Genomic DNA, 23921 nt, shown 5'->3' with positions numbered 1-23921 from the left:
TCTCGCTGTCAGCAGTTGGTCAATCTTTGCGCATGTTAGGGCCTGATTCAGCATCGGCTGTTAAGGTGGGCTGCCATGTTTGCTGTATGGTCCCGCCATGTCGATGTCGCCGCTCAACCTGGATTTCTCCCGCACCTGGCTAAGGTTCGGATGCACCTTGCTGCTGTTCATGCTGCCCTTTTCGCTCGGGCTGTGGACCATCTACCACGGTCATCTGCAGACGCTGGATCGCCAGTCGCAACGCTCGGCCCGGCAGGCGGTCACCCTGATGGAGACCATGCTGACCCACGCAGAGGAGGCCAACCAGGCCTTGCGTCCCTTCGTTGACAAACCGTGCGAGCAGGCCCTGTTCACCCTGCGCCAGCAGGTGGCGCTGGTGCCCTTCGTGCGCACCGTCAACCTGGTGGGGGAGCAGGGGATCTACTGCAACTCGCTGTTTGGTGCTATCCAGTGGCCGGATCGGCTCGAGCACTACAGCGGTGGCCGGCTGCGGTTGATGGCCGGCAATCAGGTGCGGGCCGATCACCCCCTGCTGGCGCTGCGCGACAGCGAGGGCAAGGGCGCCATCTTCAGCACCATAGACGGCGACTACCTGCGCTTCATGCTGGTGCTGAGTGGCCACCCCTGCACCCTGCTGCTGCACGTAGGCAAGCAGTGGCTGGATGAGCGGGGCGTGCTGAGTGAAGAGCCGCAGGCGCCCTCCATGCTGGCCGGCCATGAGATCCGCTCTGCCCGCTACCCGCTCTCCATCTATGCCGGGCACGATCTCCCTTCGCTCTGGCGCTCTCTCTGGCAGACCCGCCCCTGGGCCATCCTGCTGCTGCTGGGGATCTGCTTCGGCTTTGCCCTGCTCATCTGGTGGTTGCTGGGGCGACCCCGTTCCCCCGGGATCGAGCTGGCCCGTGCCCTGCGCAACCGGGAGTTCGTACCCTATCTGCAACCGCTGGTGGAGGCGGGGAGTGGTCGGGTGATGGGAGGCGAAGTGTTGATGCGCTGGCAGCACCCGACGGCCGGGCTGATCCGCCCCGATCTCTTCATCCCCCAGGCGGAGGCGAGCGGCTTGATCGTGCCGATGACCACCCTGCTGATGGAGGAGGTGGCCCGCGAGCTGAGCATGGCGCGAGAGCTGGTGCCCCACGGCTTTCACATCAGCTTCAACATCAGTGCCGTCCACTGCCGCGACATGACGCTGCTTGCCGGGTGCCGGCGCTTCCTCGATCACTTCGCGCCTGGCCAGGTGGTGCTGGTGCTGGAGCTGACCGAGCGGGAGTTGCTGGTGGCGGATCCCAAGACGCTGGCGCTGTTTCGCCGGCTCGACGAGATGGGGGTCAGGCTGGCCATCGACGACTTTGGTACCGGCCACTCCAGCCTGCACTACCTGCAGCAGTTCCATGTGGACTATCTCAAGATAGACAAGTCATTTATCGGCAGGATCGGCACCGAATCCCTCTCCGAGCACATAGTCGACAACGTGATCGATCTGGGAACCCGGCTCGGCCTCGCGCTGGTGGCCGAGGGGGTGGAGACGCGCCGGCAGGCCGACTACCTGAGGGGCAAGGGGGTCGACTACCTGCAGGGCTATCTGTTTGGCCGCCCGCTGCCGCTGCGCGAATTTCAGGAGGTGCTGCGCCACTCCTGCGCCGATCCCGCACGGCAGGCGCTCTCGGCCTGAGTCGTCAGGTGAGGGCGTGCAGCCACTCCGCGAGCTTGGCGTGGGCACTGCCGGGAGCGGGAGGCGCGGGGGCGAGCAGGTGATAGCCGGTGCCATCCGCAATGAAGCCGAGCGGCGCCACCAGCAGGCCGGCTTCTATGTCGTCGCACACCTGCCGGTAGGGGCCGATGGCGACTCCCAGCCCGGCAACCGCCGCCTGCAGGCTGAAGTAGAAGTGCTCGAAGGTCTGCCCCGGTGCCTCCTCGCCGGCGGACTGGCCGGCGTGCTGCAACCACTCCTGCCAGGCCCCCGGCCGGGTCTTGGTGTGCAGGCGGGGGGCGCCAGGGCGCAGGGCCGGACCGTTTGCCCCCGTCTCGAAGAAGTGCGCCACCTTGCCCGGCTGGCAGACAGGCCCGGTCAGCTCCTCGAACAGCGGCTGGCCGTAGAGCTCGGCGGGCCACTGGAAGTCGTTGCGCCGGATGGCGAGATCGATGCCGCTACCGAAGTTGAGGGCGCCGCCACCGGCCATCAGATGCACGTCCAGCTCGGGGTGCAGGGCCTGGAAGGCGGGCCAGCGCGGGATCAGCCAGCGCATCAGCAGGGTCGGCTCGCAGGAGATGACCAGCGAGGATGGTCGTCCCTGCTGGCGCAGTGCCTGCGCCGTCTGGCGGATGCCGCCCAGCCCCTCCCTGACTGCCTGATAGAGCCGTTCGCCCGCCTCGGTCAGAAAGACCCGGCGCTGGCGCCGCTCGAACAGCATGACCCCCAGATCCTCCTCCAGCAGCCGTACCGCCCGGCTGACGGCGCCGTGGGTGAGGTGCAGCTCGTCGGCGGCGCGGCTGAAGTGTTCGGTGCGGGCCGCCACCTCGAAACAGCGCAGCGCGGTCAGGGGGGGCAGCGACAGGCTTTTCTGTGAGTTATTCTCACCGTTCATGTCAGAAGTTATCGTTCGTTATTGGCATCATGGACAAATAAAATAGCCGATATTCCATCTGATCAGGACTATTTTCATGACCGAACTGTTAGCCGTAGTGGCCATTACCTTCTTTGCCGTCATCAGCCCCGGGCCCGACTTCGCCATGGTGTCGCGCAACAGCCTGCTGCTCTCGCGCCGCAGCGGTGTGCTGACGGCGCTCGGCATCGGCGCCGGGGTCTGCGTGCACGTCACCTACACCCTGCTCGGGGTGGGGCTGTTGATCCAGCAGTCGCTCTGGCTGTTCAACCTCATCAAGCTGGCGGGGGCCGCCTACCTCATCTTCCTCGGCATCAAGATGCTGCGGGCCAAACCGGCAACCGACGAGATGTTGGTCGAGCAGCCCGCCCTCTCCAGCCTGGGGGCGCTGCGCACCGGTTTCCTGACCAATGTGCTCAACCCCAAGACCACCATCTTCATCGTCAGCCTGTTCATGCAGGTGGTGCAGCCGCAGACACCGCTGGCGGTCCAGCTCGGTTACGGTGCCTTCATCGTGCTGGCCCACGCCGTCTGGTTCAGCGCGGTGGCGATCTTCTTCTCCACCGACTCGGTACGGGGTCGGCTGCTGGCGGTGCGCCACTGGATCGATCGGGTGTTTGGGGGGCTGCTGGTGGGATTCGGCATGCTGCTGGCACTGACCCAGCAGACACGCTGAGGCGAGGGGAGAGGCGCTCTCCCCTATCCACCCCCGACTGTAGGGGCTTGTTTTTCATGCCTTGTGGTCCGCTTTTCGGTAGAATTGGCGCTCATTTTGACGTCAATAAAGATGAGGGGCGGTATGACGGTCAGGTTCCAGGCATTTCACAGCATCAAGGCGATAGGTCAGCGGGAGGTGCTGTTCAACTGGTCCAGGACCAATCCCCTCGGCGCACTGGAGCAGGTGTGGCGTCCGAAGAATCGCGACGAACTGCAGCAACTGCTGCGGGAAAACCCCGAGCGCAAGCTGCGCCTCATCGGCTCCGGCCTCTCCTTCGAACCCATCCACAGCGTCTATGCCGAGGGCAGCCAGGCGCTGCTGGTGGACTTGCACCACCTGCGTGGCCAGTTGGCGCAGACCGCCGACACCGTCACCTATCAGGCGGGCACCCCGCTCGACACCGTCTACGCCGATCTCATCGCCATGGAGCGTATGCTGCCGGCTTCCCCCGGCGTCATCGGCATCCAGACCCTGGGCGGTGCGCTCAGCACCGGCACCCACGGCCAGGGGCTGCACCAGTCCGCCCTCTGTGATGCGGTGGCGGCCCTGACCGTGATGTTGGCCAGTGGCGACATCATCCGGGTGGATCGCACCGACCCCCGCTTCGGTGCCTTCGTGATGGGGATGGGCATGCTCGGCATCCTGCTCGACGTCACCCTGCAGACCGTGCCCAACCGCATCATGCGCTGCACCAAGTTCACCACCGACTACCCCTTCCTGCTGGAACACAACGAGCGGCTCAACCGCGAGCACGCCTTCGTGAAAAGCTGGTGGTTCGCCTGGACCGGCGAGAGCCACATCTGGCTGGTGGATCCCGCCTCCGATGAGGAGGTGGCCCGCTACCGCGCCGGTGGCAGCGAGCCGCTGCTGCTGGAGGGCGACATCGACGCCCGCATGAATGCCACCATAGATGCGACTCTGCAGAAGATGGCCAAGGACACCAAGGATGAGGCGCTGGCCGGCGAGCACTTCGAGACGGTGCGCCGCTTCAAGGATGCCTCCGATCTGGTGGGCAACGTCTACCAGATCCTCTGCAAGGGGATCCCGGCGCCCCAGATCAATTGCGAAGTGGCGGTGCCGCTGCATCGAATGAACGAGGCGCTGGAGACCCTGCAGGCCTGGCAGCAGGCCAACCCGGGCGTGCTGCACTACCCCTTTATCCTGCGCTGCACCGGCCCCTCCGAAGCCTGGCTCAGCGCCGCCTATGATCAGTCGGTGTGCTGGATCGGGTTCCTGGTCTATCTGGCGGCGGACGGCACCTTCGTCAACGGCTCCATGGAGCAGATGCGCGAGCTGCAGCAACTGCTGGTACCGCTTGGCGGCATCCCGCACTTTGGCAAGCACCTGGCGATGGATCTCTACGACTTCCCGGCCCTGCTGCCGCGCTGGCACGACTTCCTGGCCCTCAAGGGCGAGCTCGACCCCCACGGCCGCTTTGAAAACCGCTGGCTCGCCGACTTGTTTGCCAACCGGTAAGGATCCGACATGACCGATATGCAAGATACCCGCATCCCCGTGACCCTGCTGACCGGCTTTCTCGGCAGCGGCAAGACCACCCTGCTCAACCACTGGGTCAAGCAGCCCGAGCTTGGCGAGTGCGCTGTACTGATCAACGAGTTCGGCTCGGTGGGGCTGGATCACCACCTGGTACAGCAGGTGGACGAGCAGGTGGTGCTGCTCGATTCCGGTTGCATCTGCTGCTCGGTGCAGGGCTCCCTGGTGGAGGCGCTGCAGGGGCTGTTTATGAAGGCCATTCAGCGGAAAATTAAGCCTTTTAAACGACTCATTATCGAGACCACAGGCCTCGCCGATCCGGCCCCCGTGCTGTTCACGTTGAGGGAGGAGGGCTTTATCGCCCAGCGTTACCGCTTCGACGGCACCGTCACCGTGGTGGATGCCGGCCATATCGAGCAGCAGCTGGCGGCTCAGTATGAAGCGGTGAAACAGGTGGCGCTGGCGGATCTGCTGGTGGTGAGCAAGGGCGATCTGGTGGATGAGGAGACGCTGGCACGGGTCGAAGCCCAGCTGGCGACCCTTAACCCGGCGGCCCCCGTCGAGCGGGTCAGCAACGGGGTGCTCTCGCCCGCCGTGCTGGAGAAGCTGGGGGCCTACAACGAGGCGGCCGGGCGCGACGTGCGCCAGCTGCTGGCCTGGCTGCGTACCGAAGCCCCCAGGCAGGGGCTGGCCTCACCGATGCAGCCGAAGATGAAGCCGTTCGCCGCCAAGGTGGGCACGGCTGCGCCGACCCACTTCGAGCATGGCAATATAGAGAGTTTCTCCCTGCGCATCGGCGAGCCGCTCAAGCCCTCCCGCCTGCTGGCCGCCATCGACGCGGTGCAGGCGCAATACGGCGATGCGCTGCTGCGGCTCAAGGGCATATTGCAGCTGGAAGGGGAGAGCCAGCCGGTGGTGATCCACGGCGTCCACGGCCAGCTCTATCCGCTGCAGGCGCTGGGGGAGTGGCCGGAAGGCAAGGCCCAGTCCCGGCTGGTGTTCATCGTGAAGAGTCAGGACAAGGCGGGCATAGAGCGGTTGTTCCTTGATACCCTCAAGGCGCCCGAGCCCAGCCTGGAAGAGCAGCTCAGAGCCATGCTCGGCCAGCCTGATGCCTGATGTAATGAGATGACCCGCGCTTGTGCGGGTCTTTTTTTGTCTGAAGAGGAGGTGGCTGTAGATGCCCGATAGCACACACATGGTGACCCCTGCCCAGCGCAAATGGCTGCCGCCGCTCACGGCGGTCGGTTTCTTCATGCAGACGCTGGATGGCACCATCCTCAACACCGCCCTGCCCAGCATGGCCGAGACCCTGGGTGAGAGCCCGCTGCAGATGCAGTCGGTGATCATCGCCTACATGCTGACGGTGGCGCTGCTCATTCCCGCCTCCGGCTGGCTGGCGGACAGATTCGGCACCCGGCGCATCTATCTGGCCGCCATCCTGCTGTTTACCCTGGGCTCTCTGGCCTGCGCGGCCGCCAACTCCCTGCCGGTGCTGGTGGCCGCCCGGGTACTGCAGGGGATCGGTGGTGCCCTGCTGATGCCGGTCGGCAGGCTGGCGGTACTGCGGGTCTACAGCAAGCACGAGCTGCTGCGGGTGATGTCGTTCGTCACCATCCCCGGCCTGGTGGGGCCGCTCATCGGCCCGGCACTGGGTGGCTGGCTGGTGGAAGTGGCGAGCTGGCACTGGGTGTTTCTCATCAACCTGCCGGTGGGGTTGCTCGGCTTTATCGCCAGCTGGTACTTCATGCCGGATCTGCGCCAGAGCACGGCCAAGTTCGACTGGCAGGGATTCGTGATGTTCAGCGCCGGCATGGTGCTGGTGTCGGTGGGCCTGCAGGGGCTGGGGGAGCACAGCATCTCCACCGGCTGGGCGCTGTTTGCCCTGCTGTTCGGGCTGGCCGCCATGGCGAGTTACTGGCTCTACGCCGCCAATGCCGAGGAGCCGCTGTTCGGGCTGGGGCTGTTCAAGACCAGCACCTTTGCCATCGGCATCTGGGGCAACCTGTTCGCCCGCCTCGGCAGCGGCGCCATGCCGTTTCTCACCCCGCTGTTTCTGCAACTGGGGCTTGGCTTCTCGCCGAGCAAGGCGGGGATGACCATGATCCCCACCGTGCTGGGGGCCATGCTGACCAAGACGCTGGTGAACAAGCTCATTCCGCGCATCGGTTATCGCCGCATCCTGATCGGCAACACCCTGGCGCTCGGGGTGATGATCGCCAGCTTCTCCCTCATCGACAACCAGCTCCCCTACTGGGTGCTGCTGGGCTGGCTGATGGTGTTCGGCGCCATCAACTCGCTGCAGTTCTCCGCCATGAACACCCTGACCCTGCAGGATCTCAGCCCGGAGTTCGCCAGCAGCGGCAACGGCCTGCTGTCGGTGGTGATGCAGCTCTCCATGAGCCTGGGGGTGGCCATCGCCGCCAGCCTGCTGGGGCTCTTCTCTGCCGGCTCGGCGGCGGCGGATGGCCAGTGGCTGGGAGGCTTTCACCTCACCTACCTCTGCATCGGCCTGATGTCGATGCTGGCGGCGCTGATCTTCGCCCAGCTGGCGCGGGACAAGCGCTGAGCTGCGGGCTCAGGGGGCCGGCAGGTAGCTCACCTGGCAGGGCAGCTGGGCCAGCAGCCCGGCCAGGTGGACGGTTTCCAGCAGGAAGGTCTGCTCGGGGTGGCCCGGGGTCCAGGTAAAGGCGTGGTGGGTCATGAGCACGGGATCCACCAGCAGCGGGATGTCGGCGCGGGGCAGGAAGGGGCAGACCGCGCCCGGCAGGCAGCCGATTTCGGCCTGCATCTCGTCGGCGGTGCAGATGGAGGGCTTGGCGCCGAGCGCCGCCTTGACCGCCTTGTTGTCGAGCCGGCCGTCCCTGTGGGTCAGCAGCAGCGCAAAGCGGCCATCCTTGAACTTGAGAAACAGGGTCTTGCTGAACTCGGCCTGCCAGCCGAGGCGGGCTCTCACCTTTTCATCGGTGGCGTAGTCGAGGATGGGCTCGTGCTCGAAACGCTGATGGGGCAGTTTGGCCAGCAGCCGGCAGTTGAAGTCGTGAATGGTATCGAGTGGCATGGGGTCCTCCTGTGATGGCGGCCATCCTGCCACTTGCCGTGGCACAGGCCCAATCACGGTTTCTTATCCGTTATCAGCTCTGTCCATCAACAACAAGGGCACCCGTGGGTGCCCTTGTTGTTCAGTGGTGCTGCAATGCGCCCGCTTCCCAGTGAAAGGGGATGGGGCAGAGCCGTTGGGAGGCCTTGTCGTAGCACGCCCACAGCTCGCCGATGGTGCGGCCATCGACGGGGTGGCAGAACTTGGGCGCCAGCTCGGCCAGTGGCCAGAGCACGAAGGCGTTGCTGAGGATCTCGCCGCGCGGCAGCACCAGCGGCGTCTCGCAGACCAGCTCGCCGTAGAGCAGCAGATCGAGATCCAGGGTGCGCGGGGCGAACTTCTTGGCGTCCGGCTCGCGGCCGTGGGCGAACTCCATGGCGCGCAGCCGTTGGCACAGGGTCGCCAGCGGCAGCTCGGTGTCGGCACCCACCACCAGGTTGTAGAAGGGGCGGCCGTTGAAGCCCACCGCCTCGCTCTCGAACACCCGGGAGACCTGCAGTTCGCCAAACTCGGCCTGCAGCGCATCGAGGCCGGCGCGAATATGGCGTTCCCGCTCGATGTTGGATCCCAGGCTGATATAGACACGAGTCATGCGGTGCTCCCTGTCATCTGGCTGGAACCCAGGCTGATATAGATGCGGGTCATCAGTTGGCGCTCGCGGCCGGGGTGCGGTGACGCAGGATCTCGACGCCGACACCGGCGGCATTGGGGACGGCACCCGGCTTGGTCAGGGTGACCTTGACCCACTGCACCCGTTCGTCGGCCAGCACCAGCATGGCGACCTGTTCGGCCATGGTTTCGACCAGCTCCACCACCTTGCTGGCGATGTGATCACAGATCTTGCGAGAGAGGGTGGCGTAATCCAGTGCCAGATTGATATCGTCGGTTGCGGCGGCGGGGCGGTTGTCGAACCCCATCTCGAGGTCGAAACAGAGCTTCTGGCGAATGCCTTTCTCCCACTCGTATACACCGATAGTGGTCAAAACCTCGAGTCCGCGAATAAACACCTTGTCCATGACAGTACTTCTTCTTTACTCTTGATGGGCTGTGATGACAGCGCAGGGATGCAGGCCTGGCCAGCGGATGAGTGCCGGCGGCCGGTTTGGGCGACACGCGGTGGGCAACCCCACGCAGGCGCCAGAGAATGTGGCCCGCATCATACCCCATTCATATCGTGGTAAAAACGACCAAGATGACGGCCCTGACGATTTTGATGATTATTCTGGCCTACCTGGGCGGCTCGCTGTCCAGTGCTGTGCTGGTTTCCCGCATCACGGGTCTGCCGGATCCCCGTGATCACGGCTCCCACAACCCGGGGGCCACCAATGTGCTGCGCCTCGGTGGTCGGCTGGCGGCCGTGGTGGTGCTGTTGCTCGATGTGCTCAAGGGCACGGCTCCCGTCTATCTCGCCTGGTATCTGCAGATCAAACCCGTCTACCTCGGCTTTATCGGGGTGGCAGCCTGTCTCGGCCACATGTACCCCATCTTCTTCCACTTTCGTGGCGGCAAGGGGGTAGCCACGGCGCTCGGCACCATGATGCCCATCGGCTTCACCATGGGGGGCGCGGTGATCGGCACCTGGCTGCTGGTGCTGCTGGTGAGCGGCTATTCGTCGCTGGCCTCCATCATTACCGTGTTGCTGACCCCGCTCTTTACCTACCTGCTCAAGCCGGAATACACGCTGCCGGTGTCGCTGCTCTCCTGTCTCATTCTGATCCGCCATCACGAGAACATCGCCCGCCTGCTGAAAGGGGAGGAGCCCAGAGTCTGGGGCCGCCAGAACCGCGCCGAGCAGGAAGAAGTGCTGGAAATGGATGATCCTGAGCAAAAAAGAGACGAACGAGACAAAAAGTGAAATTTCCCGTTGACCACCTGCCTTAAAATCCGTTTAATAGCGCCCACGCCCAGATAGCTCAGTCGGTAGAGCAGGGGATTGAAAATCCCCGTGTCGGCGGTTCGATTCCGTCTCTGGGCACCAAATTTTGGTGTCGTGAAAGAAAAACTTGTTCATGCACAATGGTTTAAAGTGTGCCGGCTTAGCTCAGTAGGTAGAGCAACTGACTTGTAATCAGTAGGTCACCAGTTCGATTCCGGTAGCCGGCACCATTTGCCCAGATAGCTCAGTCGGTAGAGCAGGGGATTGAAAATCCCCGTGTCGGCGGTTCGATTCCGTCTCTGGGCACCACTTATAATTCCTCCTTAGCTCAGTCGGTAGAGCGACGGACTGTTAATCCGCAGGTCGCTGGTTCGAGCCCAGCAGGAGGAGCCAATTCAAAAGCCCAGCAGCAATGCTGGGCTTTTTCTTTGCCCGTTTTCCGGCCTCCGGTGCCCCATTGAGCAAGATCTCTTCAGCTCGACGGCAAGTTGTCGCAGCGCTCCTGCCGTATCGTTCCCGCCAGTGACTTCCCCCGCCCGCCTAGTATGATGGCGTGATGAGTCCCTATTCTGCCCATCTTGCCCTGGCGACCTCTGCCGCATCGGTGGGCGCAGGAGAACGGGACCGCTTTCTTGAGTGAGGTCATGCATGAATGCAACAGAGCTTTGGCAGCTTTCCCCCGAACAGTTCAACGAGTGGCGCCGGGCCAACGACTACCCCCTGATCTGGGATCTGCTGGTGGCGTCGCTGCCCCATTTCGACGACTGGATGACGGAGCAGAAGATCGACAAGCAGGTGATCTTCCAGATCGGCATCGCCCGCTTCATCAGCTCCCGCTGCGTGCTGAGCCTGTGCCTCTACATGAGCGACGACAAGATCAGACTCTATGAGACAGCCTCGAGCGCGCTGGAGTCCCTGCGCAAGAGCGGGCTGATCCGCGCCGAGACGCGCTTTGAACCCTACTGCATGTGGCTGGCCGGCAAACACGGCAAGGACGAGGTGAAGCGAGTGCAGAGCCTGCTATCGGTCTCCGAGAACAACAAGGGGGAGGCCCAGGTGCTGGGCAGGCACCGGCTGCTCAACATCGGCGGCGTCGAGCTGAAAAGCCCCATCATCTCCGGCCGGCTGCTCGACTTCACCTGCCTGGACGAGCTCTCGCTGGATGGCGCCGTCAACAACTCCAAGGTCTATCTGTGGCACTGCTCGGCCAAGGGGGTGAGGGTCAACGGCGGGGTGATCGGGCTCGATCTGTTCGACTCCCTGCTGTGGGACCACAGAGCATGGGCCAAGAAGCGGGAGCTGGCGCTGGAGGACGGGGTGTTTCAGGACTTCACCATAGAGTGCGAGGAGATCCGTTTTCACTCCTCCCGGGCGGTGCTGAAAAACTTCAACGTGCGGGCCAAGAACTTCGACGCCACCATGGAGCACACCAACCTGGACAAGGTGCAGGTGGCCTACAACGAGAATGGTCGGGTCGATCACAGCGAGGCCAGCAAGCTCTATCGCAATGCCAAGCGGCTCTTCTCCAGCGTGGGCGATACCGTCGATGCCGGCGAGTGCTACTACAAGGAGAAGTTGCACGAGATGAAGTCGCTGGCGAGCCCCAGGGAGCTGTTCAAGGAGTGCTGGCTGCGCAGCGGCTGGCTCAAGAAAGGCTGGCTCACCCTGCTGTGCTACCTGAAATGCGCCGCCAAGTTCATCAGCTTCATCACCTGGGGCTTCGGCGAGCGGCCGATCCGCAGCCTGCTGCTGTCGATGGGGGTGATCCTGCTGGCGACCCTGACCTATTATCTGGCGCCGGGATCGGTCACCCATGACCATCTTGGGCGCTCGCTCTATTTCAGCATCGTCACTTTCGTGACCCTGGGCTATGGCGACATCTCCCAGACCTCCTCCCCGCTGCAGCTGCTGTCGGCCATCGAGGCCTTCTGCGGCATGTTCCTGACCGGGCTGTTCCTGGCGGGGTTTGCCTCCAAGACCAAGCAGTATTGACGGCGCACCGGTCACTGGTCGAGCAGGTCAGCCGGCCGGCGTGATCTGCTGCATCTTGAGCCAGAAGGCCTCCTGGCAGGGGTTGTGGAACAGCTTGCGCACAGGGGTGATGGGGATGGGGCTGGCGACCACCCGGTAGCTGATCCAGCACTCCGGGCAGACTTGTGGGGAGGGCTCTTCGTCCAGCTCCAGCTGGTGGCAGATGACCACGCCGTTGGCAAACCAATAATGGGTCTGCCGGTGGTGGGTCAGGGTGCCGCTCTCGTCCTGCTCGCTGTGTTGTTCGCTCTGCTGGCGGACGAGTATCGCCGGTCCTGCCTGGCGATGGATGGCCCTGATATAGGTCGCGAGGTCGTTCATGGTGCTGCCCATGTTGCTGCCGGATGGTGAATGACGGAGTCGATTGCAGATGGGGAAGCTTACCCGCGCAGGCGCTGGGCGGCAATCCGCTCCGGTTGTCCCCTTGTTTCGCCGACCGGCCCCAGTTGCTATACTGCCGCCCCGTTTCGTCGCCGGGCAGGCCGTGGTGCCGGTGCGCTGGCGCGAGACGGGCAGACTGGACAGGATCGTCCGGCCACCCGTTTTCTCCTCCCCGGTTCAGTCGCCAGCGTGGTGGGCAGTCAGCCCGCATGGCACAGCTCGAGTCCGGAAGAAGAATCAATGCAAGGAGCCCTTGTCGCAAGACAAGGGCTCCTGCTTTATGGGTGCCATAACAACAATACTCACCACACAGCGACAGATTTCAGGATTGGTATGGAAAATCAAGCAGTTAAAGATTCTCACCAGGGGACGGCCTCCCTTCGCCGCTGGCTGGAGCCGGTATTGGTGCTGGCCATCCTTGGCAGCCTGTTTGGCTACCTCGGCAGCCAGATGGGCCTCTCCGCCCTGGTCAACACCCTGTTCAACACCGCCCACCAGCTTCTGCTCAATACCGTGCTCTTCATCATGGGCATTACCGTGCTGTCTGGCGCGCTCAGCCAGCTGCTCAGCGAGTTCGGGGTGATCCGCCTGCTGGAGGTGCTGCTGGCGCCGCTGATGAAGCCGGTGTTCCGGCTGCCGGGCCGCACCGCACTGGCGGCCCTGATGACCTTCTTCTCCGACAACCCGGCGGTGATCAGCCTCGCCAGGGACAGCCGCTTTCGCAAGGGTTTCACCCCCTGGCAGCTGGTGTCGCTCACCAACTTCGGCACCGCCTTCGGCATGGGGCTGATCGTGGTGACCTTCATGGCCACCCTGCAGCTGCCGGGGGGCGAGTCCACCGCCAGCGCGGCTCTGATCGGCCTGCTCGGCGCCCTCATCGGCTCCGTGGTATCGACCCGTCTGATGCAGCGGATGATCCGCCCGCTGGTGGGGGAGATCCCGATTTCCGACGAGGTGGCGAGCGTGGGGGCCAAACCCGGCCTGCGCCGGGAGGCGGCGCCTACCTGGCTGCGGGTGCTCAACGCCCTGCTGGACGGCGGCAAGTCCGGGGTGGAACTGGGGATGGCGGTGATCCCCGGGGTACTCATCATCAGCACCTTCGTGATGCTGCTGACCTTCGGCCCTGGTGAGAAGGGGTATACCGGCGAAGCCTTCCAGGGGGTGGCGCTGCTGCCGGTGCTGGCGGCCAAGGTGGGCTGGCTGTTCGAGCTGCTGTTCGGCTTCACCCACGCCGAGCTGGTAGCCTTCCCGGTCACCTCGCTGGGGGCGGTCGGGGCCGCCATGTCGCTGGTGCCTCCCTTCATCGGCAAGGGCTGGATCACCGGCAACGAGGTGGCGGTGTTCACCGCCATGGGCATGTGTTGGAGCGGCTTCCTGAGCACCCACACCGCCATGCTGGATGCACTCGGCTATCGTCATCTCACCTCCCGCGCCATCGTGGCCCACACCATCGGCGGCTTGTGCGCCGGGGTGGCGGCTCACCAGCTCTACCTCTGGCTGGGCTGATCCATCAAGCAGCAAAAGGGCGCCGAGGCGCCCTTTTGCTTGTATGGCCGACTGGCGGCCTCACAGGTTGCCCGGTTTGGGAATGGGGATGCCGAGCAGGAAGTTGTCCATCATGCCGACCATGCGGCCCAGCTCCGGTTTGGTGATGGTGTCGTTGGCCCCCAGCTGCAGTGCCTTTTGGCGGTTGTCATCGCTCATCAGCGACGAGAACATGACGATGGGAATGGTCTTGAAGGCGGGGGTGTCGCGCAGCCGCTTGAGCAGGTGCATGCCGTCCATGCGGGGCATCTCCACGTCGGTGATGATGCCGCTGACGAACTCGGCCACCGGGATCTTCTCCTCCTGGGACAGGCGATCGAACTCCATCAACATCTCCAGCCCGTCGCCCCCGTCCTTGGCGGTCACCACGTTGTAGCCCGCGGTGCGCAGGGTGGTCTCGATCATCTTGCGGATGAAGGCGGAGTCGTCCACCACCAGGATGGTTTTGGCCTGGCGCATGGCCATCATGCGATCGTCGATGATGACCTTGCGATCCTGGGTCACATCGTACTTCTCCATGCTCAGCTCGGGGTTGATGTCGGCGATGATCTTCTCGAAGTCGAGGATCATGATGAGGTTGCCGTCGCGCCTGACCACCGCCACCACGCAGTCATTCTCGCCCGCCTCCAGGAACTGGCTGGGGGACTCCACATCCTCCCAGGAGACCCGGTGGATCCTGCTGACGCTGTCGATGAGGAAGCCGTTCGCCATCTTGTTGAAATCGGTGACGATGACCACCTTGTTGCTGTTGTCCGGGTTGGTTTTGATACCAAGCCAACCGGCCAGATCCACCAGCGGGATCAGCCGCTCGCGCAGGGAGAAAACCCCCACCATGTGACGCTGGGCGTTGGGGTAGTCGGTGGTCTCCGGCACCCGGATCACCTCGCGCACCTTGGCGACGTTGATGCCGTAGTAGGCTATTTTCTCGCGGCCATCGGGCAGCTGCTTCTTGAGGTGGAATTCGATGATCTCGAGCTCGTTGGTGCCGCTCTCGGTCAGAATGGATTTACGCTCTTCCCCGTCTTTGGCCATCATGGTCACTCTCGTGCTTCTGGTTGCGCTGGCAGCAGCCGCTGCGGTTTTCCCTCAGTATAGGAATGGATCCGCCGCTGACGACGGGATCCACACAAGATCGCCTCCATAACCGCTTGATCCCGCAGGCTGGAAGGCGCGTATCAGCCTATCAGGAAAAGCGCGGGGCGATGGAGAAGGCCATCACACTCGCCGCAAGGGGGGAGTCATGGAAGAGAGTGTCGTGGTGATCGGTGCCGGCGGTGGGCTGGGGAGCGCCCTGGTGGCGCACTGGCTGGCGGCGGGTGCTGCCTCCGTTATCGCCATCAGCCGCCAGCCGCAACCGGCGGGGCTCGACAGCAGCAAGCTGCACTGGCTGCGCTGCGATTACAGTGATGAACAGCTGGCAGAGGCGGTGGCCCGCATCGGTGAGCTGGCGCCGAGGCCGCGCTGGCTGGTGATCTGCAACGGCCTGCTGCAGCAGGGAAGCATCCGGCCGGAGAAGCGGCTCGAGGCGCTCAACCTCGAGGCCATGACCCAGCTCTACCAGACCAACGCCCTGCTGCCGCTGCGCTGGATCAGCCGGCTGCTACCCCTGCTGGGGTCTGGCCCCTGTACCCTGGCGGTGCTCAGTGCCCGGGTCGGCAGCATTGGCGACAACCGCACCGGGGGCTGGTATGGCTATCGCGCCGCCAAGGCAGCCCTCAACATGCTGCTCAAGTGCGCCGCCATCGAGCTCGCCAGACGGGCGCCCGGCGTCAAGCTGCTGGCGTTTCATCCGGGCACGGTGGACACCCCGCTCTCGCGGCCGTTTCACGGCAACCTGGCCGCCGGCAGCCTGCACAGCCCGCAGCAGGCTGCCGCGCATCTGGTGACGCTGATGGCGCGGCTGACGCCGGATGGCGAACTGAGCTACCTCGACTGGCGAGGCGAACCTATCGAGTGGTAGCGGGCGGCAACAGCCGGGCCAGCAGGCCGCGCAGCGCCTTGATGACCGCCGGCTTGCCCGCCAGTTGCAGCCTGGCCGCCAATGTTCCCCAGTCGGCATATTGCCAGATGGTGGCGATCAGCAGTTGCCGCTCGGCGGGGTCAAGCTGTGCCAGTTGTGTCAGGTTGCCCGCCAGCCAGCGTTGCAGGCTGGGTTGGCACAGCTCGAACGGCTTGTGGTGGTGGGCAAAGCAGGCCAGCTCATCCTGATCAAACTCATCGAGCCCGCTCGAGCTGGCCTCCGCATCCTGCAGGCACTGCCACACCAGCTCGGATTCAAGGGTTTTCAGCTCACCCGCCAGCAGGGTGGGCAGCTGACGCACGAAGCGCTGGTGCCAGTCGGCCAGCTCGGCGGCGCGGGCCGGTTTCAGCGCCTTGAGCAGCAGGGCGGCGTGGCTGCCGCTGGCGGCATCCCGCTGCAGGCCGATGCGCAGTACCCTGAGCCCGGCCTTGCGCCAGAAGGGCAGCAGATCGGCGCTGGCCGAGAAGGCGGAGCCCAGATAGTCGAGCCCTGTCGCCTGATAATGTTGTTCGAGGCGGGTTAGCAGGAGCGACCCCAGCCCGTGGCGATGGAGAGTCGGGTGGATGGCGATGCGCATCACCCGGGCGTAGCTGCGCGTACCTGCGGTCTTGAAGCCGGCGTGCGCCAGCAGCGACTGGGGCAGCAGATGGCCGCGCGGGCGCCGGCGCCCGGCCCAGATCGCCTCGGCCAGCTCAGGATCTATCTCTCCTTCCCGGGCCACCAGCGCCACCCCGAGCAGATGCGGACCCTGCTCCAGCAGGTGGATGTCGAGGGCGGGGCTCTCCAGCAGGTAGCGCAGATCGCTCGGCGTGGTCTGGTAGTGGGCCAGCACCAGCAGGCCGAACACCCGATGGAGCAGCCCCTCGTCGGCAGCCAGTGCATCCTGCTCGAGCCGGCGCCAGCCAGGCTGGGTGGGCGCTGGCGGCGTCTCGACCTCGGCGTTGAGGCCGAGCAGTCGGAACACCAGCGGCTCCAGCGGATCCCGGCTGCTCCAGCGGATCGGCTCGGCCAGGTGGATCTCCTGCCAGCCGGGTGTCTCGCGATCAAGTACCCGCTTGAAGCGCAGGTGAAAACCGCGCCCGGTGCCCTCGTAGCCGTGCTCCGTGGTGGCGAAGACGATGCGACCGTGCCGGGCCAGCATGGCCTCCAGCAGCGGGGTGGGAATGGCGGCGGCTTCGTCCACCAGCAGCAGGTCGGGCTGCAACGGCTCGTGCACCAGCCGATCCGGCGAACAGTAGCTGAGCCCTGCCAGCAGTTGTGGTACGTCTTCAAGGACACGAGCTGCGCGGGCAAACAGGGTGGTGACCGTGGCCTGGGAGGGGGCCGTCACCACGATTTGCAGATCGGGTTGCTGGCGCAGCAGCTCGGCGGCGGCCAGCCCCAGCAGGCTGCTCTTGCCGCGGCCCCGATCCGCGCTCAACACCAGCGGGCGGCGGCGGTGACCGTGCAACACCTTGTGGATGGCGGGCAGGGCGCGGGCCTGATCGCAGCTCAATGGCCGCGCCGGCCCAACCGGCTGCCACGGGGTTGTCGTAGCAGGAGGGGCTAGCTCGAGGGCAGGGTCGCCCGCAAGCTGCCGCACCAGCCGGGCGAGAAAGCCGTGGCCCGCCAACACCATGTCTTCCGGTTGTGCCACCAGCCGAACCCGGTCCGGATCCGGCCAGGCAGGCCATTGTGCTCGCGGCGGGGTCAGCAGCAGCAGCAGGCCTCCCGCCCGCAAGGTGCCCGCCAGCGCCCCGAACGCATCGGGGTGAAAACCGCTGAACGCATTGAACACAAGCGTGTCGCACTCCTGACCGAGTCGCTGCAGCGCCTTGGCCGCCGGTTGCGGGTGGTGCTCGCTCGGGCCATCTCCCAGCCAGTAGCTGACGCCGCTTAGCAGCGCCTCGGCTCGGGAGATGCAATCGGCCTCGTCACCTTCCAGCCAGATCAGCCGCCGTTCACCGGCGCGGGCCAGCGCCTGGCGCAGCTCGTCGAGTGCCGCCGGCATCATGAGGCGGTGCTGTCGGCCGGTTTGCGGGGCTCAAACATGCGATCCCCCATCTGGCCGATGAAGGTGTGCGCCTTCTGCACCATGAAGCGCTCCGCATCGGCGGGGTTGGCAAACAGATCGGAGCGGATGAAGCGGTGGGTCTGCAGCACGCCGTCCAGCTCCTTGGTGATGCGGCCAGCCAGCCGATACTGACCCCCTTCGGCCATGGGCTCGGGATAGATGAGGTAGCCGGCGTACTCGGTGGGGGTGACTTCGGCGACCGGAGCGGGCTGGCCGCCAAACAGGGCAGTGAACAGTTTCTTGAGCATGATGTTTCCCTCAGTGACAGAGCATTGTCACCAAGGGGTTGATGGCTGGCAAGCGGGGGATCTTATTACCAATCGTTATTTGCACTACGAACCATTCTCATTTAGATTTCATGGCAATCCAGCATGAGGTAAACACTATGTACGTCTGTTTGTGCCGCGGCATCACAGATTCCCAGATCCGCAAGGCGGTACAGGCAGGCAAGACCGAGTTTCGCCAGCTCAAGCAGTCGCTCGACGTCGGCGCCCAGTGCGGCAAATGCGTGCGCATGACCATGGAGATCATCGCCGCCGAACTCGACAAGGCCGAGCTGGAACAGGTGCCGCTCTACTACGAGGTGGCCTGAACAAGGTCGCAATGTCGGTAAAAACCGACCTGTTTTTTAAATTCCTTCCCGCTGGCGAGCAAGTTCGCCGGACCTCTTGTTGTCATCTTTCTGGACTAAGCTCTAAGGATCTAAGCCTCAGGCACGAACCAAGGAGCACTGTCGATGAAAGGAGATCCCAAGATCATTGCCCACCTCAACAAGGTGCTGGCCAATGAGCTGATAGCCATCAACCAATATTTTCTGCATGCCCGCATCTATGATGACTGGGGCCTCAAGGCGCTCGGGCACAAGGAGTATCACGAGTCCATCGATGAGATGAAACACGCCGACGAGCTGGTCAAGCGGGTGCTGTTTCTGGAAGGGCTGCCCAACTTGCAGGATCTGGGCAAGCTGCGCATCGGCGAGACGGTGGAGGAGATGCTGCGCTGTGACCTGTCGCTGGAGATGGATGCCATCCCGGATCTGAAGGTGGCCATCGCCTATGCCGAGTCGGTGCAGGACTACATCAGCCGCGACCTGTTCCAGGATATTCTGGAAGATGAAGAGGAGCACGTGGACTGGCTGGAGACCCAGCTCGATCTCATCGATCGCATCGGGCTGGAGAACTATCAGCAGTCCCAGCTGCATCACGGCTCGTCCTGAATAGTTATGGCATGAAAAAACGATTAAAAAACCCGCTCAGGCGGGTTTTTTAATGTCCGTCTGCATAGCTTTTCATGGGCCTTATCATCATGAAAAGTAAGCTTATTTTTGTTAATCATGTCGCAAAAAAGCGAGCGAGAGAGGTGCACTATTGGAACCCCTTTTCGGGGGCAAACAATAACAACGGTTAAAGGACTACACCATGCACTTCTTGCCCAACAAACTGGCGCTGGCTTGTGCCATCGCACTCTCGCTTACTGCCTGCAATGACAACAGCTCCAACGCGCCGGCGGATCCCGCCGCCACCAAGACCTACCTGATGCAGACCATGGACGAGGCCCTGCGCGAGAGCCAGGCGCTCGACCCCTACGGTTTTGCCATCGATGCCGCCAGCATCGCCAAGCGCAAGACCCTCGACAGCGCCCTGCTCAAGCGGCTGGATGCCCTGGACGCGAGCGTGCTGAGCGAACGGGACCGGTTGTTCTACGACATGATCCGCTGGGATCTGCAGATCAACCTGACCGGTTACGATCTGCCCCAGTCCCAGATCCCGATCCACCACTTCAGCAACCGGGTGGTGGACCTGGCCGATGAGGTGGGGGCCGCACCGGCCAGCGGCAAAGCTGCCCGCACCGTCGAGCCCGGCTTCGACTACTTCGAGCAGAGTTCGGCCGATCGGGTTGCGCCGGGGGATGCCGCTTGGCGGCGCGACATCGATCGCCCGGCAGCGGCACCGGTTGTGGCCAGCAAGGCGAGGGCCACAACCGCACCACTGGCCTGGTATCAGGAGCACCTCAGCTGGCTCAAGGCCTATGACGGCTACCTTGCCGAGGTGAAGCACCAGTTCGAACTGGGCAGCGCCCAGGGCAACACCCTGCCAGACGAGCTGGTGGACCGGCTGCTGGCCCAGCTCGACAGCAAGCTGGAGGGCGAGGCGATCGCCGGTTCCTACCTCGGCTGGCAGCAGCTGCCGGGAGAGGCGGACGAGGCGCTGCGCAGCGAGTACAAGGGGGTGCTGGACAGCATCAACGGCCACTATCTGGCGCTGCGGGACTATCTGGATTACCGGCACGGCGGTGCCTATGCGGTGCGCCTTGGCAGCGGCGAGTGCGACGACGGTTTCTGCGGCATGACCAACGGGCGTGACTGGTATCGCTGGCTGCTGAAGAAGCACACCACCACCGACATGACGCCGGAGCAGGTGCATGAGCTGGGGTTGAGCGAGGTGGCGCGGATCTTCGGCGCCATGGTCAAGGTGTGCCATACCGTCGGCAAGTGCGACAGCGACGACGTGAGCCAGAGCAAGCAGAGCGGCCAGATCTACGCCTTCTTCCGCTACCTGAACGAACCGGCCTTCTTCTATCAGAACCCGCTGGCGGTCTGGTCGGCCGGCCTCAACCCCGGCAACGCCGCTGGTGCGACCTTGAGCGGGCCGCAGCAGCAGGCGCTGGCCGAGCACGAGCGGGCACTGCAGGAGTACAACGCCTTCAAGAGCAAGGCGGCGCTGGTGCTGCCGGACTTCTTCGATGCCGAGCGCACCATTCCCAAGCTGGATTACGAGGTGGTGCCCGTCTCCTATAAGGACGCGCCATACGGCGGGGTGGCCTGGTATCAGGACGGCAACCCGCAGACCGGCCGCAAGGGGCGCTTCTTCCTCAACACCTACTACCCCTATGGCCTGCAGAGCTGGAACATCAGCACCCTGCTGGCCCACGAGGCGGCGCCAGGCCACCACTTCCAGATCACCATCGCCCAGGAGCTGGCCGCCAAGGATCCCGACTTCCCGCAGTACGTGGCGAACGCCTCCTACACCGCCTATGCGGAGGGCTGGGCGCTCTACACCGAATACCTGGCGGATCACGACATGGGGCTCTATCAGGGGCGCGGTCTCTACGATCCGGCGGTGGGGGACGTGAAGGTCGAGGGATCGTCCGCCTTCAACAACCAGCTGCAGTACTTCGGTCGCCTCAACGAGGAGATGCTGAGGGCTATGCGGCTGGTGGTGGATACCGGCATCCACTGGTATGGCTGGAACCACGACCAGGCCGTCAGCTACATGAAGGAGAACTCGGCACTGGGGGACGGGGACATCAGCTCCGAGGTGCCCCGCTACATGGCCTACACCGGCCAGGCGACCTCCTACAAGGCGGGCCAGCTGGCGCTGATCCGGATGCGGGAGTCGGCCGAGCAGGCACTGGGCGGAGGCTTTGATCTCAAGGCGTTCCACCACCATGTGCTGGAATACGGCATGTTGCCCATCTCGGTGCTGGAGCAGAAGAACAAGCAGTGGATTGAACAGTCGAAGTGATCACAGTTACGGCGCCCGGCAAGGCAACGGGCGCCGCTTTCGATTAGGATACGGCTCTATTCAAACAACACTGCTACGGATGATGTCCATGGAACAGATCGCCCGTGAGATGGCGCCCCACAAGCGAGTGGCGCTGGTGGCTCACGACAACATGAAGACCCCCCTGCTGAACTGGGTGATGCGGCGCAAGGAGGAGCTCAAGCTCCACCACCTCTACGCCACCGGCACCACAGGTACCATGCTCGGCAAGCAGGCACAGCTGCCCATCACCTGTCTCTTCTCCGGCCCCATGGGGGGCGACCAGCAGCTTGGCGCCCTGATAGCCGAGGGTAAGATCGACGTGCTGATCTTCTTCTGGGATCCCCTCAATGCGGTGCCCCACGATCCGGACGTGAAGGCCTTGCTGCGCCTCGCGGCAGTCTGGAACATCCCGGTCGCCACCAACGAGGCGACCGCCGATTTCATCATGGACAGCCCCCACATGCGCCAGGCATTCAGCGTGCAGATCCCGGACTACGCCGGCTATCTCAAGGCGAGAACCCAGTAACGGGGCAGAAACGACAGAGCCGGCCATGGGGCCGGCTCTTTTTATTGGCGGGAACGACGATCAGCGCTGGAAGCTTTTCTGCGCGAACTTGGGTCTGGCGTTCATGATCTGCTCCACCTGCTCGTCACTCATCTTGCCGCGCGACAGCCCCAGCACCTTGTAGGTGAGCAGCGGGCGGGCGGGCAGGGCGATCATCAGGGCGCGGATCTGGTTCTCGTCCTCTTTCTCCCGGGCCGGCTTGCCATAGGCGTAGGTGAGCACACCGGCATCCATCAGGTTTTTGACGGCGGGCTCGGTGATCGGCAAGTTTATGACGCTTTTGCGTTGCAGCACGAACTCGCGCAGCACCGCCTTCTCGTTGAAGTCGAGGAAGGAGATCATCTGGGCCAGCTGATCCTGCTGACGGCGCGACTGCCATTCGTCACAGGCCCACTCCCAGGCGATCAGGAAGCCCTGACTGCAGAAGTAGGAGATGGCGATCAGCATGCCGACCCCGAGCCAGGCGGCGTGTGTGGCGGCCCACTGGCTGACGGCCCCCTGCATCAAACCGGCCGGAAACAGCAGAATGATGCTGCAGCAGAGCAGCAGCCAGACCATCAGCCAGTTGAGGCGGTTCAGTTGATAGAAATGTTGGATCCACCGTTTCATCGTTCACCCTTCCCAAATCAGTGTGGACAGTAGTCATCTCATAGCAAACGGTGTGCCAAGGCGAGGAACTCACCGGCATTGGAGTGGATCCGGATGGAAAAGCCGATGGGTGGACGGTTACATTCCCTTACAACTTGTTGAGTCAATGATCATTAGTTTGCCTTGTGGGGTGGCGGTCAACTTGGTAAAAAGCCCGCACTGTCATAGGGGAGTAGCAACCCGCCCGTGATCCGGGCAGGGCTCATGTCAACATTCTTGGATCCTCAGATCCATGGCATGGGCGGCGATGGCATCCATCGCTCTGCAAGACCTTTGGCCTCGATATGCAAGCCAGCCGGGCGAGCCATATCGGGTCCATTGGTTGTTCTGCTCGCCTGGCGGTTACTCATCATGCTGATCACCCTGCTGTTATTTCTGCTCTCTGCCGTCACCATCTATCTGGCCTGCGAATATTTCGTCAATGGCATCGAATGGACCGGCCACCACTTCAAGTTATCCCAGAGCGCAACTGGCTCCCTGCTGGCGGCCCTCGGCACGGCCCTGCCCGAATGCATCGTCACCCTGACCGCCTTGCTGATGGGGGATGCCCCCGCTCAGCAGCAGATAGGCATAGGTGCCGCCCTCGGCGGCCCGCTGGTGTTGGCCACCATAGGTTATGCCGCCGTCGGCGTGACCCTGCTGTTGTGCATGAGCCGGGAGCACAGGGCCATCGATGGCGAGGTGCAGCGTGAGATAGGCCGTGATCAGGCCTGGTTCGTCGGCATCTTCCTGGTGGCGGTGGCCCTCGGCATGGTGGCCTTCACCGGTAAAACCTGGCTGGCTCCGCTGTTCGTGCTGGTGTATCTGGTCTATGTGCGGCGCGAGCTGAAACAGACCGACAGCCACGAGGTCGAGCTGCCAGAGCCCCTCAAGCTGGATCCGGGCGCCGAGATCCCGGCGCTAGGCAAGGTGCTGCTGCAAACCCTGGTGGCGCTGGTGGTGGTGGCGCTGGCGGCCCAGCTGTTCGTTCACCAGCTGGAGAGCATGGGCGAGCTGTTCGGTCTCTCGCCGGTGCTGGCGGCCCTGTTGCTGAGCCCGGTGGCGACCGAGATGCCCGAGCTGATGAACGTGCTGATCTGGGTGCGACAGGGCAAGCACCGGCTGGCGCTGGCCAACATCTCGGGGGCCATGATGATCCAGGGCACCATTCCCAAGGCGTTCTGCCTGCTGTTCACCCCTTGGCTGCTGGACAGCACCATGATGGTCTCCTCGCTGGTGACGCTGCTGGCGGTCGTGCTGTTGTGGTGGGGGTTCAGTCGGGAGCGGATGACGGCGGGCAGGCTCGCCTGGGTGGGGCTGATCTATCTTGGCTTCTGCGGCTGGCTGGTCATGGGCTGATGTG

23 protein-coding genes, 4 tRNA genes and 1 riboswitch are annotated in these 23921 nt (G+C 63.8%); of the genes, 18 read left to right on the top strand and 9 right to left on the bottom strand.

Annotated features, from left to right (window positions below; translation table 11 throughout):
• The first annotated feature begins 97 nt into the window (after positions 1-97).
• Positions 98-1672 (top strand): EAL domain-containing protein, encoded by a 1575-nt coding sequence (locus AB5Y81_RS19020; protein ID WP_017779061.1) that lies wholly within the window; start codon positions 98-100, stop codon positions 1670-1672.
• A 4-nt stretch (positions 1673-1676) separates the two neighbouring features.
• On the opposite strand, the gene AB5Y81_RS19015 is transcribed toward AB5Y81_RS19020, so the two are convergent.
• Positions 1677-2585 carry a LysR family transcriptional regulator gene (locus AB5Y81_RS19015; RefSeq protein ID WP_279485222.1) on the bottom strand — a complete coding sequence of 303 codons (909 nt, stop codon included), beginning with the start codon at positions 2583-2585 and terminating at the stop codon, positions 1677-1679.
• A 76-nt stretch (positions 2586-2661) separates the two neighbouring features.
• Between AB5Y81_RS19015 and AB5Y81_RS19010 the strand changes: the two genes are divergently transcribed.
• The 4 genes from AB5Y81_RS19010 (at position 2662) to mdtD (ending at position 7384) form a co-directional block, all read left to right on the top strand.
• The gene (locus tag AB5Y81_RS19010; RefSeq protein ID WP_017779063.1) at positions 2662-3279 is read left to right on the top strand and encodes a LysE family translocator; all 618 of its coding nucleotides are present in this window, start codon (positions 2662-2664) and stop codon (positions 3277-3279) included.
• Between the two features lie 123 nt (positions 3280-3402).
• Positions 3403-4797, top strand: coding sequence for a D-arabinono-1,4-lactone oxidase (locus tag AB5Y81_RS19005; RefSeq protein ID WP_017779064.1), 1395 nt, complete (start codon positions 3403-3405; stop codon positions 4795-4797).
• Between the two features lie 9 nt (positions 4798-4806).
• Positions 4807-5934: a GTP-binding protein gene (locus tag AB5Y81_RS19000; RefSeq protein ID WP_017779065.1), complete on the top strand. Its 1128-nt coding sequence runs from the start codon at positions 4807-4809 to the stop codon at positions 5932-5934.
• Positions 5935-5995: 61 nt separating this feature from the next.
• Positions 5996-7384 (top strand): multidrug transporter subunit MdtD, encoded by a 1389-nt coding sequence (mdtD, locus tag AB5Y81_RS18995; protein ID WP_017779066.1) that lies wholly within the window; start codon positions 5996-5998, stop codon positions 7382-7384.
• Between the two features lie 9 nt (positions 7385-7393).
• On the opposite strand, the gene AB5Y81_RS18990 is transcribed toward mdtD, so the two are convergent.
• The 3 genes from AB5Y81_RS18990 to folB all read right to left on the bottom strand — a co-directional run bounded on the left by AB5Y81_RS18990 (position 7394) and on the right by folB (position 8931).
• Positions 7394-7876: a YbaK/EbsC family protein gene (locus AB5Y81_RS18990; protein WP_017779067.1), complete on the bottom strand. Its 483-nt coding sequence runs from the start codon at positions 7874-7876 to the stop codon at positions 7394-7396.
• 121 nt (positions 7877-7997) lie between these two features.
• Positions 7998-8507: a 2-amino-4-hydroxy-6-hydroxymethyldihydropteridine diphosphokinase gene (gene folK / locus AB5Y81_RS18985; protein WP_017779068.1), complete on the bottom strand. Its 510-nt coding sequence runs from the start codon at positions 8505-8507 to the stop codon at positions 7998-8000.
• 52 nt (positions 8508-8559) lie between these two features.
• A complete protein-coding gene (folB, locus tag AB5Y81_RS18980; RefSeq protein WP_279485223.1) occupies positions 8560-8931 on the bottom strand; it encodes a dihydroneopterin aldolase in 372 nt (123 codons plus the stop codon).
• Between the two features lie 176 nt (positions 8932-9107).
• Between folB and plsY the strand changes: the two genes are divergently transcribed.
• From plsY to AB5Y81_RS18950, 6 genes are all read left to right on the top strand, one after another.
• Complete coding sequence (gene plsY / locus AB5Y81_RS18975) at positions 9108-9770, top strand: glycerol-3-phosphate 1-O-acyltransferase PlsY (RefSeq protein ID WP_016352149.1); 663 nt, start codon at positions 9108-9110, stop codon at positions 9768-9770.
• A gap of 47 nt (positions 9771-9817) precedes the next feature.
• Positions 9818-9893, top strand: a tRNA-Phe gene (locus AB5Y81_RS18970).
• Positions 9894-9945: 52 nt separating this feature from the next.
• Positions 9946-10021 (top strand) — tRNA-Thr (locus AB5Y81_RS18965).
• A 3-nt stretch (positions 10022-10024) separates the two neighbouring features.
• Positions 10025-10100: transfer RNA gene (locus AB5Y81_RS18960), tRNA-Phe, on the top strand.
• 8 nt (positions 10101-10108) lie between these two features.
• A tRNA-Asn gene (locus tag AB5Y81_RS18955) sits at positions 10109-10184 on the top strand.
• Positions 10185-10439: 255 nt separating this feature from the next.
• Positions 10440-11783, top strand: a complete 1344-nt coding sequence (locus AB5Y81_RS18950) for a potassium channel family protein (RefSeq protein WP_010635979.1) — start codon at positions 10440-10442, stop codon at positions 11781-11783.
• Positions 11784-11810: 27 nt separating this feature from the next.
• On the opposite strand, the gene AB5Y81_RS18945 is transcribed toward AB5Y81_RS18950, so the two are convergent.
• Positions 11811-12155, bottom strand: coding sequence for a hypothetical protein (locus AB5Y81_RS18945; protein WP_267996196.1), 345 nt, complete (start codon positions 12153-12155; stop codon positions 11811-11813).
• Between the two features lie 381 nt (positions 12156-12536).
• Between AB5Y81_RS18945 and AB5Y81_RS18940 the strand changes: the two genes are divergently transcribed.
• The gene (locus AB5Y81_RS18940; protein WP_026141005.1) at positions 12537-13709 is read left to right on the top strand and encodes a nucleoside recognition domain-containing protein; all 1173 of its coding nucleotides are present in this window, start codon (positions 12537-12539) and stop codon (positions 13707-13709) included.
• A gap of 60 nt (positions 13710-13769) precedes the next feature.
• Here AB5Y81_RS18940 and AB5Y81_RS18935 read toward each other — a convergent pair whose 3' ends face one another.
• Entirely contained in the window at positions 13770-14783 is a 1014-nt protein-coding gene (locus AB5Y81_RS18935; RefSeq protein ID WP_005305558.1) for a chemotaxis protein CheV, read from the bottom strand.
• A 205-nt stretch (positions 14784-14988) separates the two neighbouring features.
• Between AB5Y81_RS18935 and AB5Y81_RS18930 the strand changes: the two genes are divergently transcribed.
• The gene (locus AB5Y81_RS18930; RefSeq protein WP_201990177.1) at positions 14989-15708 is read left to right on the top strand and encodes an SDR family NAD(P)-dependent oxidoreductase; all 720 of its coding nucleotides are present in this window, start codon (positions 14989-14991) and stop codon (positions 15706-15708) included.
• Here the strand turns inward: AB5Y81_RS18930 and AB5Y81_RS18925 are convergent.
• Together AB5Y81_RS18925 and AB5Y81_RS18920 are read right to left on the bottom strand one after the other, a co-directional pair.
• Positions 15695-17761 carry a tRNA(Met) cytidine acetyltransferase TmcA gene (locus AB5Y81_RS18925; RefSeq protein WP_279485224.1) on the bottom strand — a complete coding sequence of 689 codons (2067 nt, stop codon included), beginning with the start codon at positions 17759-17761 and terminating at the stop codon, positions 15695-15697. The genes AB5Y81_RS18930 and AB5Y81_RS18925 overlap by 14 nt on opposite strands.
• The gene (locus AB5Y81_RS18920; protein ID WP_017779073.1) at positions 17758-18069 is read right to left on the bottom strand and encodes an HlyU family transcriptional regulator; all 312 of its coding nucleotides are present in this window, start codon (positions 18067-18069) and stop codon (positions 17758-17760) included. Before AB5Y81_RS18920 ends, AB5Y81_RS18925 begins: the two co-directional genes overlap by 4 nt.
• A 137-nt stretch (positions 18070-18206) precedes the next feature.
• Between AB5Y81_RS18920 and AB5Y81_RS18915 the strand changes: the two genes are divergently transcribed.
• From AB5Y81_RS18915 to AB5Y81_RS18900, 4 genes are all read left to right on the top strand, one after another.
• Positions 18207-18413: a bacterioferritin-associated ferredoxin gene (locus AB5Y81_RS18915; protein WP_017779074.1), complete on the top strand. Its 207-nt coding sequence runs from the start codon at positions 18207-18209 to the stop codon at positions 18411-18413.
• Positions 18414-18557: 144 nt separating this feature from the next.
• Positions 18558-19037: a bacterioferritin gene (gene bfr, locus AB5Y81_RS18910; protein WP_005314068.1), complete on the top strand. Its 480-nt coding sequence runs from the start codon at positions 18558-18560 to the stop codon at positions 19035-19037.
• A gap of 202 nt (positions 19038-19239) precedes the next feature.
• A complete protein-coding gene (locus tag AB5Y81_RS18905) occupies positions 19240-21345 on the top strand; it encodes a DUF885 domain-containing protein (protein WP_279485225.1) in 2106 nt (701 codons plus the stop codon).
• 88 nt (positions 21346-21433) lie between these two features.
• Complete coding sequence (locus tag AB5Y81_RS18900; RefSeq protein ID WP_005305534.1) at positions 21434-21892, top strand: methylglyoxal synthase; 459 nt, start codon at positions 21434-21436, stop codon at positions 21890-21892.
• A gap of 60 nt (positions 21893-21952) precedes the next feature.
• Here AB5Y81_RS18900 and AB5Y81_RS18895 read toward each other — a convergent pair whose 3' ends face one another.
• A complete protein-coding gene (locus tag AB5Y81_RS18895; RefSeq protein WP_005305531.1) occupies positions 21953-22540 on the bottom strand; it encodes a superinfection exclusion B family protein in 588 nt (195 codons plus the stop codon).
• A 194-nt stretch (positions 22541-22734) separates the two neighbouring features.
• A riboswitch (yybP-ykoY riboswitch) is annotated at positions 22735-22841 on the top strand.
• An 89-nt stretch (positions 22842-22930) separates the two neighbouring features.
• Here AB5Y81_RS18895 and AB5Y81_RS18890 point away from each other — a divergent pair.
• Positions 22931-23917, top strand: coding sequence for a sodium:calcium antiporter (locus tag AB5Y81_RS18890; protein ID WP_041204774.1), 987 nt, complete (start codon positions 22931-22933; stop codon positions 23915-23917).
• Positions 23918-23921 lie beyond the last annotated feature (4 nt).

The sequence above is a fragment of the Aeromonas sp. s2 genome, assembly GCF_040907935.1.
GTDB classification, from domain to species: Bacteria; Pseudomonadota; Gammaproteobacteria; order Enterobacterales; family Aeromonadaceae; genus Aeromonas; species Aeromonas dhakensis.
Note: the sequence above shows the minus strand (reverse complement) of the source record. Positions and strands in the feature narration are given on the sequence as shown.